Raw genomic sequence first — 8,636 nt, 5'->3', positions numbered from 1 at the left:
CCCCCCCCCCCCCCCCCCCCCCCCCCCCCCCCCCCCGCCGGGTCACCTCTTGACCGGCCGTACGGGCTGCGGTCATCCCTTCACGGTGAGCAGCGGTCGCAGTTCCAGTACCGGTTCGGCGACCCCGGCGGTACGCAGGCTGTCGACCACCGGGCCGACCTCCTTGTAGACCCAGGGCGCCTCCTGCTTGAGGTCACGCCGCCAGGCGTCGACGATGTCCCGCCGGGCGGCCACCGCCGGGTCGCGGTGGTCGAGCGGGGTGACCACCCGGAACTCCCGCAGGAAGGTGTCCAGTTCCGCGTCGCCGCCCCGGGCCGCCGCGCCCCGGGGCACGCTGCGCCCGGCACCGTGGCAGGCGCTGTGCAGCGACCGGGGGTTGCCGAGCCCGCGCAGCAGATAACTCGGTGCGCCCATCGAGCCCGGGACCAGCACCGGTTCGCCCCAGGCCCGGTGCCCGTCCCGGCCGGTGCCGTCGACCCCGCCGGCCGGGGTGGCGCCCTTGCGGTGCAGGACCGTGCCGTCCGGCTCCGGCCACAGCAGGTTGTGCGGGGCGTCGTAGACCAGCCGGGACCGGAGTTCCCCGGTGCTGATGTCGGCGAGACCGGCCCGCATCATCAGGGCCAGGAAGAACCGGTTGCCGACGGCGAAGTTCGCCGCGTTGGCGAACGCGGTCAGGTAGCGCTGCCGCCCGGTTGCCGTCCGTTCGTGGAGCAGCATCGGCAGGATCCGGTTGCCGGGCATCGGCACGCCGCGCGGCCAGGCCGCCCTCGCCTGGTCCCGGCCGGTCGCGTTGGCCTGGTGGCCGAGCGAGAGCGAACCGCTGTGCACCATCAGCACCACCTGGCCGGGGGCCAACCCCCAGGCGTACGCGGTCGTGCCGTCGTGCACCCGGGAGACGTACTGCAGCTCGGCGAAGTGGTTGCCGCCGCCGACGCTGCCGATGACGCTGTCGTAGCTGGTGCCGCCACCGCTGGTGATCCAGTCCCGGAAGTCCTCGGCCGAGTCGACCGGGAAGCCGACCGAGTGCAGTCGGCCGTCCAGGTCGGCGAGGTCGTCCGGACCGACCTGACCCCAGGCGCCGGCCTGGTCGACCTGACCGGCCGGCCCGCCGCTGCTCGGGCCGGGTACGCCGTCGGCGAGCAGGCCGGGCAGGCCCTCGCGGAGCAGACCCTCCCGTTGCCGGGCGGTCAGGCCGATCCGGCGGCCACCGGCGAAGAACAGGTGCCGCAGTCGTCGCTCGAGCCGGTCGAGGTGCGGCCGGACCTGCTCGACGCTGAGCGAGGTGGCCTCGACCCGCATCCCGCAGTTGACGTCGTTGCCGACCGCCTGCGGGATCAGCGCGCCGACGGTACGCAGCACCGTGCCGATCGGGATGCCGGCACCCTTGTGGAGGTCGGGGGTGCAGACGACCCGGTCGAGGCGCGGTGCGATGTCGAGGCCGGGTACGGCGGCACCGAGCCGCCGCACCGTGTCGGCGGTCTCCAGCACGGTGAGCAGTTCGTCGACCGCCACGGACTCGATCGGTACGTCGACTCCGGCGCAGATCTCCACCGGGACGTCGTACGGGTTGGGCAGGGTGAGCCAGGAGTCGTCGACCCGGACCAGTCGGGGGTCGGGTCGGCGGGTTCTGCCTGAGGAGGAGGGCATGGTTGACCTTTCGCATGCTGCGCTGCTGAACATGGATGTGGGCCACCGGCACGCGCGGGGCGCGTGCGGGGCGGGCGGACAGAACCGCCGGTATCCGGTTGTGCTCGTCGGTTCAGCAGCCGCGAGGTCAAGATCAGGGTAGGGGCGCCCGTTCCGGGCGGGCAAGCCGATAATTGCCGTACCCGTCCAGGGACGCCGGAGTGGCCGGGAAGTCTGCTCCACACCGCGATGATGGTGATCACTTGGCGACGGCCACCGGTCGGCCTAGGGTCGGCGGGTGCGTGCGAACCGGATTCACTGTGCCGGTGGGATGGCTCCCGCCCCACGGTCGGCGGCGGAGCGTGGTGGGGGTCGGCGGCGACTTCGGGCCGTACCGGTGTTCGCGGCGCTGCTCGCGACGCTGCTCTCCGGCCCGGCCGGCTGTGCGGCCGGACCCGGTGGTGACCACTCCCCGGCAGCCGGCGATCCGTCGGTGTCCGTCCCCACCGGTCCGTACGCGGCCCGACTACCGCGCTTCCCGGCGCCGCCGACACCGGAACCGGTGACCGTGCCCGACGGTCCGCTCGCCGGCTGGTACAGCCGGATCCCCACCGGGCAGCCGGTGGCGTTCCTGACCATCGACGACGGCTGGATCCGGAAGTCGGAGGCGCGGCAGTTGCTCGTCGACGCACACGTGCCGGTGACGCTCTTCCTCACCACCGACGCGATCAGGGACGATCCGGGCTTCTTCCGTGGCCTGCCGGAGAACGTGGTCATCGAGGCGCACACCGTCACCCACCAGGTGCTGCGGGGCAAGCCGTACGCGACGCAGCGGCGGGAGATCTGCGGATCCGCCGACGAGTTGGCCGCCTGGTACGGCCGCCGCCCGGTGCTGTTCCGCCCGCCCGGCGGCAGCCGGGACGACACCACGCTGCGGGCGACCCGGGACTGCGGCCTGAAGGCGGCCTTCCTCTGGAAGGAGACGGTGGACAAGGGTCGGGTCCGCTACCAGACCACCGAGCACCGGGTGCAGGCCGGCGACATCATCCTGATGCACTTCCGGGAGCGGTTCGTCGACGACTTCACCGCCGCGCTGACCGCGATGCACCAGGCCGGCCTGACCCCGGCCCTGCTGGAGGACTACCTCCGCTGACCGGGGCCGGTCCGGTGCGAGTGTTGCTGATGCCGTGCCGGTGTCGTCGCGGCCGACCTGACCAGGCCGAGGAGAGCCGGATCAGTCGAGGTCGAACTCGCCGTCCTGGGCGCCGGCCACGAAGGCGTCCCACTCGGCCTGGGTGAAGACCAGCACCGGGCCGTCCGGCTCGGCGGAGTTCCGCATGCCGATCAGGTCGTCCACGAACGCGATCTCGACCGCTCCCTCCGAGTCGTCACCCTCGGCCCGTTGCCACACGGCGCGCGACAGGTCGAAGTCGCCCTTGGGGTGCTGCGCCATCGTCGGTTCCTCCATCAGTGAGTCGCCGGGAGTCCGCGGCCTGCGGAATCCCATCGTGCAGGATAGGCGGATGCCGAGCCTCACCCGGGTAGCCGCCGCCGAGCGCGCCGCCCTGCTCACCGTCGATTCCTACGCCGTCGACCTGGACCTGACCGGCGACGAGGAGACGTTCCGGTCCACCAGCACCGTCCACTTCCGGTGCGCGACGCCGGGTGCGGCCAGCTTTGTCGAGGTCCGGCCCGCCCACCTGCACCGGGTACGCCTCAACGGCGTGGAACTGGACCCGGCGGCGCTGGTCGACAACCAGTTCCCGCTGGCCGGGCTGGCTGTCGAGAACGTGCTCACCGTCGAGGCGGAGATGCCGTACTCGAACAGTGGCGAGGGGCTGCACCGGTTCGTGGACCCGGCCGACGGTGCGACCTACCTGTACGCGATGTCCGCGATGGACAACGCGCACCGCATCTTCGCCTGCTTCGACCAACCCGACCTCAAGGCGCCGGTGACCGTGGGCGTCACCGCCCCGGAGGAGTGGACCGTGGCCGCGAACGGCGAACTCGCCGGTACGCGGCGGCCCGGCCGTTGGGAGTTCGCGCCGACCCTGCCGCTGGCCACCTACCTTGTCACGCTGGTCGCCGGCCCGTACCACGTGCTGCGCGCGGAGCACGACGGGGTGCCGCTCGGCCTCTACTGCCGCCGATCGCTCGCCGGGCACCTGGACCGGGAGGCCGGGGAGATCCTCACCGTCACCCGGCAGTGCCTGGACCGCTTCCACGAGCTTTTTGCGGTGCGCTACCCGTTCGGCAAGTACGACCAGGCGTTCGTCCCGGAGTTCAACATGGGGGCGATGGAGAACCCGGGACTGGTCACCTTCCGGGACGACCTGGTCTTCCGGTCCGTGGTCACCGACGACGACCGGGAACTGCGGGCCAACGTCATCGCCCACGAGATGGCGCACATGTGGTTCGGCGACCTGGTCACCCTGCGCTGGTGGGACGACCTGTGGCTGAACGAGTCGTTCGCCGAGTACTTCGGTACCCGGGTGACCGCCGAGGCGACCCGGTTCGACCGGGCCTGGACCACCTTCGGGATGCGCCGCAAGGCCGGCGGGTACGCGGCTGACCAGCGCCCGTCCACCCACCCGGTGGCGCCGACCGAGGTGTCCGACGCGGCCCAGGCGCTGACCAACCTCGACGGCATCTCGTACGCCAAGGGCGCCGCGGTGCTCCGGCAACTGGTCGCCTGGCTCGGTGACGAGGCGTTCCTCGCCGGCCTGCGGACCTACTTCGCCGCCCACCGGTTCGGCAACGCCACGCTCGCCGACCTGCTCGCCGCCCTGAGCGACAGCAGCGGTCGGGACCTGGCCGGCTGGGCCGAGGTCTGGCTGCGGCAGCCGCAGGTGAACACGCTGCGCACCGAGGTACGCCTGGACGACGCCGGCCGGTACGCCGAGGTGGCGATCGCCCAGTCCGCCCCGACGTCGTACCCGGTGTTGCGCCCGCACCGGATCGGGGTCGGACTCTACGACCGGGCCGCCACCGGCGAAGGGGGTGCCGCCGTGCCGCGCCGTCGGTTCGAGGTGGACCTCGACCCGGTCGTGGACCAGGGGCGGACCGTGCTGACCGGGCTGGTCGGCGAGCCGGCCGCCGGACTGCTGCTGCCCAACGACGGGGACCTGACCTTCGCCAAGATCCGGCTCGATCCGGGTTCCGCCGCCGCCGCGCCGACGGTGCTGCCGGTCCTGGCCGATCCGTTGGCCCGGGCGGTGCTCTGGGGGGAGTCGCTGGACGCGGCGGTCGACGCGGAGCGGTCGGTGGCCGAGCTGGTGGACCTGGTCACGGTCGCCCTGCCGGCCGAGCCCGAGGTTGTCGTGGCCCGGGACGTGCTGACCCTGACCGGTTCCCTGGTCGACCGGTACCTCGACCCGGTGGCCCGCCAGGACGCCACGGACCGGCTCGCCGCCACCTGCGAGCGCCTGCTCGCCACCGCGTCGCCGGGCGGCTCGATGCAGCTCACCGCCGTGCGGGAACTGGCCCGCTGGACCCGGGACGCCGCCCGGCTGGCCGGCTGGCTGACCGGAACCGACGTACCGGACGGGCTCACCGTCGACGCCGACCTGCGCTGGACGGTGCTGCGCCGGCTCGCCGTACTCGGCGCGGTGGGGGAGTCGGAGATCACCGCCGAGCAGGCTGTGGACCCGAGCGCCACCGGTGCCGAACGGGCGGCGGAGTGCCGGGCCGCGCTACCGGATCCGGTAACGAAGGAGCGGGCCTGGGAGGTGGTGATGACCGACACCACCCTGTCCAACCGGCTGGTGATGGCGCACGCGACCGGGTTCTGGCAGCCGGAGCAGACCGGGCTGACGGCTTCCTACGTGGAGCGGTACTTCGCCGGGATCGTCGAGGCGGCGCGGCGACGTATGCCGCTGGTCGCCGAGCGGGTCGCGGCCCTCGCCTATCCGCGCTACGCCGTGACGCCGCGGACCCGGGAACTGGCGGCGGCGCTGCTGGCCCGCCCGGACCTGCCGTCCGGACTGCGCCGGGTGGTCACCGACGCCGACGACGACCTGCGCCGGGCGCTGCTCGCCCGGAGCCGTTGGGCCCCGGTGCCGTGATCTGCGATCTCTCCCATGCCGGGGCCGTCCGGTGGGGCGACCGGCCTACGATCATCACGTGGAGGAGAAGATCCGGCGAATAGGGATCATGGGGGGCACGTTCGACCCGATCCATCACGGGCACCTGGTCGCCGCGAACGAGGTGGCCGACCGCTTCGAGTTGGACGAGGTGCTGTTCGTGCCCACCGGGCAGCCCTGGCAGAAGGCGGACGAGCCGGTCAGCCCGGCCGAGGACCGGTACCTGATGACCGTGATCGCGACCGCCTCGAACCCGCGGTTCCAGGTCAGCCGGGTCGACATCGACCGGGGTGGGCCGACCTACACCGTCGACACCCTGCGTGACCTGCACGACCAGTACGGCCCGAAGGTCCAGCTGTTCTTCATCACCGGAGCTGACGCGCTGGAGAAGATCCTCTCCTGGAAGGATCTCGACCAGATGTTCGAGTTGGCGCACTTCATCGGGGTGACCCGGCCCGGTTTCGAGTTGTCCGACGCGCATCTGCCGGCCGACACGGTGAGCCTGGTGGAGGTGCCGGCGATGGCGATCTCCTCGACCGACTGCCGCCGTCGGGTGGCCGCCGGTGGCCCGGTCTGGTACCTGCTGCCGGACGGTGTGGTGCAGTACATCGCCAAACGAGGGTTGTACCAGGGGTGATTTCACCCGGTATGTGATTCTCTGTTCGGTTAACCGTGAAGCCGTACCCGCCGCCCGTGTGAGAGGCTAGAAGGGCCCGACGGTTGATCGAAGGAGAATGGTGACAGCTTCCGACCGCGCCCGTGAGCTCGCGACGGCCGCCGCACAGGCGGCAGCCGACAAGAAGGCGCAGGACATCGCCATCATCGACGTGTCGGACCAGTTGGTGATCACCGACGCGTTCCTGCTCGCCTCCGCGCCCAACGAGCGCCAGGTGACCGCGATCGTGGACGCGATCGAGGAACGACTGGTCAACCTGCCGGAGAAGGCCAAGCCGGTACGCCGGGAGGGCGAACGGGCCGGCCGCTGGGTGCTGCTCGACTACGTCGACCTGGTCGTGCACGTCCAGCACACCGAGGAGCGCGAGTTCTACGCGCTCGACCGGCTCTGGAAGGACTGCCCGACCATCCCGTTCGTGGACCGGGACCTGGTGGAGGCCGAGGCGGGCGCCGCCGAATGACCCGCTTGATCGTCTGGCGGCACGGCAACACCGACTGGAACGCCGCCAACCGGGTGCAGGGTCAACTCGACGTGGCGCTCAACGATCTCGGGCGTGAGCAGGCCGCCGCCGCCGCGCCGCTGCTGGCCGCGTTGCGACCGGACGCCATCGTCGCCAGCGACCTCGGTCGGGCCACCGACACCGCGGCGGCCCTGGCCGCGCTGACCGGTCTGCCGGTCCGGACCGATCCCCGGCTCCGGGAACGGTTCTACGGCGAGTGGCAGGGACTCAGGATGTCCGAGATCGCCGAGCGTTTCCCGGCCGAGCACGCCCGCTGGCGGGCCGGCGAGCCGGACCCCGGGTGTGCCGTGGAGAGCCTCGACGAGCTGGGCAAACGGGTCGGCATTGCGCTGCAGGAGGCAGCCGACGCGGTGCCCGGTGGCACCGTCGTGGTGGCGACGCACGGTGGCGCCGCCCGCCAGGGCTGCGGCTACCTGCTCGGCTGGGACGCCTTGGTGCTCCGGGCCGTCGGCCCGCTGAACAACTGCCACTGGACCGACCTGCGGCACGAGGAAGTCCGGGGCTGGCGACTGTACGGGCACAACGTCGGCCTGATCGCCGAGGGCCCGTCACCCGCCGCGATCTGATCCCACTGCCGGCTCGCGTCGACACGTTGCCCGCCCCGGCGCCGGGTCACCCCGCCCGACCGGTCGGATCGTCGCGGGCCCGGCGCGGCCGGGTCACCCCGCCCGGTCCGGTCGGTCGCCGGCTCCGACACCGCACACCCTCCGCTTTTCTCGCCGATCGGCTACCGTGCCGGAATGCCCGTCGCGGTTGTCACCGACTCCACCGCCTACCTCCCGGCGGAACTCGTCGACCGGTACCGGCTCACCGTCGTACCGCTCACCGTGGTCGTGGACGGGGTCGCCGGACTGGAGGGCGTCGACGTCACCCCGGCCGACGCCGCCCGTGCGCTGAGCGCGCGTCGGAGCACGATGACCACCTCCCGCCCGGCACCGGAACAGTTCGTCCGGACGTACCGCCGACTGCTCACCGACGGAGGCGCCACCGGTGTGCTCTCGGTCCACCTGTCGGCCGAGCTCTCCGGCACGGTGGAGGCCGCCCGGCTCGCCGCCGCCGAGCTCGGCGACCAGGTGGGCGTGGTCGACGCCCGGTCGACCGGGATGGGCCTCGGCTTTCCCGTCGTCGCCGCCGCCGAGGCCGCCGACCGGGGCGTGCCGCTTTCGGAGGTACGGCAGGCCGCGCTCGACGCCATCGACCGGACCAGCACCCTGTTCTACCTGGACACCCTGGAACTCCTCCGTCGAGGTGGCCGGATCAACGCCGCCGGGGCGCTGCTCGGCACGGCGCTGTCGGTCAAGCCGATCCTGCACGTCGTCGACGGCACGATCGCGCTGCGGGACCGGGTCCGGACCGCCGGGCGGGGACTGGCCCGGCTGGTCGACCTGGCCGTCGAGGTGGCCGGGGAGGGGGACGTCGAGGTCGCCGTACACCACCTGGCCGCTCCCGGGCGGGCGGCCGAACTCACTGCGGCGCTCGACTCCCGCCTCGGCCCCCGGGTACGGGCCCGGTACGTCACCGAGGCGGGTGCGGTGATCGGCGCACACGTCGGGCCGGGCCTGGCCTGCGTTGTCGTCCATCGACGGTGAGGAGGGGGTTTGTATGGGAAGGGCCCGTTCCGGATACCTGGGCCCGCAATGGGTTGACTGAGATCGATTGACGTGGTCGCATTGGACAACAAACCTTCCTAAGAGTTGTCGCCCGACCGGCGGCGCTCCGGTGTTCCGAGCAG

General features: G+C 72.4%; 8 protein-coding genes. 6 read left to right on the top strand and 2 right to left on the bottom strand.

The features are described 5' to 3' along the window. Window positions 1-72: 72 nt before the first annotated feature. On the bottom strand, window positions 73-1,647 hold the full coding sequence (locus ABGB05_RS15805) for an RtcB family protein (RefSeq protein WP_347654140.1): 1,575 nt from the start codon (window positions 1,645-1,647) through the stop codon (window positions 73-75). Window positions 1,648-1,957: 310 nt separating this feature from the next. Between ABGB05_RS15805 and ABGB05_RS15800 the strand changes: the two genes are divergently transcribed. After that, entirely contained in the window at window positions 1,958-2,779 is an 822-nt protein-coding gene (locus ABGB05_RS15800) for a polysaccharide deacetylase family protein (RefSeq protein ID WP_347654138.1), read from the top strand. A gap of 81 nt (window positions 2,780-2,860) precedes the next feature. On the opposite strand, the gene ABGB05_RS15795 is transcribed toward ABGB05_RS15800, so the two are convergent. Next, on the bottom strand, window positions 2,861-3,079 hold the full coding sequence (locus tag ABGB05_RS15795; protein ID WP_101371446.1) for a DUF397 domain-containing protein: 219 nt from the start codon (window positions 3,077-3,079) through the stop codon (window positions 2,861-2,863). 70 nt (window positions 3,080-3,149) lie between these two features. On the opposite strand from ABGB05_RS15795, the gene pepN reads away from it, so the two are divergent. The 5 genes from pepN to ABGB05_RS15770 all read left to right on the top strand — a co-directional run bounded on the left by pepN (window position 3,150) and on the right by ABGB05_RS15770 (window position 8,493). After that, a complete protein-coding gene (gene pepN / locus ABGB05_RS15790; RefSeq protein WP_347654135.1) occupies window positions 3,150-5,690 on the top strand; it encodes an aminopeptidase N in 2,541 nt (846 codons plus the stop codon). 58 nt (window positions 5,691-5,748) lie between these two features. Then, complete coding sequence (gene nadD / locus ABGB05_RS15785) at window positions 5,749-6,345, top strand: nicotinate-nucleotide adenylyltransferase (protein ID WP_347654133.1); 597 nt, start codon at window positions 5,749-5,751, stop codon at window positions 6,343-6,345. Window positions 6,346-6,445: 100 nt separating this feature from the next. Further along, a complete protein-coding gene (gene rsfS, locus ABGB05_RS15780; protein WP_347654131.1) occupies window positions 6,446-6,844 on the top strand; it encodes a ribosome silencing factor in 399 nt (132 codons plus the stop codon). Then, window positions 6,841-7,470, top strand: coding sequence for a histidine phosphatase family protein (locus ABGB05_RS15775; protein WP_347654129.1), 630 nt, complete (start codon window positions 6,841-6,843; stop codon window positions 7,468-7,470). Before rsfS ends, ABGB05_RS15775 begins: the two co-directional genes overlap by 4 nt. Before the next feature lie 174 nt (window positions 7,471-7,644). Continuing rightward, window positions 7,645-8,493 carry a DegV family protein gene (locus tag ABGB05_RS15770; RefSeq protein ID WP_347654127.1) on the top strand — a complete coding sequence of 283 codons (849 nt, stop codon included), beginning with the start codon at window positions 7,645-7,647 and terminating at the stop codon, window positions 8,491-8,493. The last annotated feature ends 143 nt before the right edge of the window (window positions 8,494-8,636 follow it).

Source organism: Plantactinospora sp. B5E13 (genome assembly GCF_039871775.1).
Lineage (GTDB): Bacteria > Actinomycetota > Actinomycetes > Mycobacteriales > Micromonosporaceae > Plantactinospora.
Note: the sequence above shows the minus strand (reverse complement) of the source record. Positions and strands in the feature narration are given on the sequence as shown.